Below are 503 nucleotides of genomic sequence, written 5' to 3'. Positions count from 1 at the left end.
TCGCCAAGTGGATGAAAGAGAAAATCCGTCTGCCCCACTCCCTGGAAGGGTTGAAACCGATTCTTCTCATTCCCTTCCTTGCCACCCTCGTCGTCGGTTTGCTGATGATCTACGTGATCGGCACACCGGTAAAAAACGTGATGGATACCCTGACGGCATGGCTTCAATCCCTGGGCACGGCCAATGCGGCCCTGATGGGGCTTCTGCTCGGAGCGATGATGGCCTTCGATATGGGCGGGCCGGTGAACAAAGCGGCCTATGCCTTTGGCGTCGGCCTTTTGGGCAATGAGATTTACGGTCCCATGGCTGCGGTGATGGCCGCCGGGATGACGCCGCCCCTCGGATTGTGGCTGGCCACCCAGCTTGCCCGCCGGAAGTTTACCTGGGAAGAGCGGGAGGCGGGCAAAGCGGCGGGGATTTTGGGACTGTCGTTTATCACGGAAGGGGCGATCCCCTTCGCGGCGGCGGATCCTTTCCGCGTCATTCCCTCCCTTGTCGTCGGC

The 503-nt window shown here is 60.6% G+C and carries 1 protein-coding gene; it reads left to right on the top strand.

All coding sequences use genetic code 11. The features are described 5' to 3' along the window. Positions 1-503 (top strand): PTS fructose transporter subunit IIC (locus RZO55_RS10095; protein WP_318064154.1); only part of this gene is annotated, 503 nt, incomplete at both ends.

It is taken from the genome of Clostridium boliviensis (assembly GCF_033342255.1).
GTDB lineage: Bacteria > Bacillota > Clostridia > Lachnospirales > Lachnospiraceae > Lacrimispora > Lacrimispora boliviensis.
The sequence above is the reverse complement of the archived record's forward strand: the minus strand, read 5'-3'. Positions and strand labels throughout refer to the sequence as shown.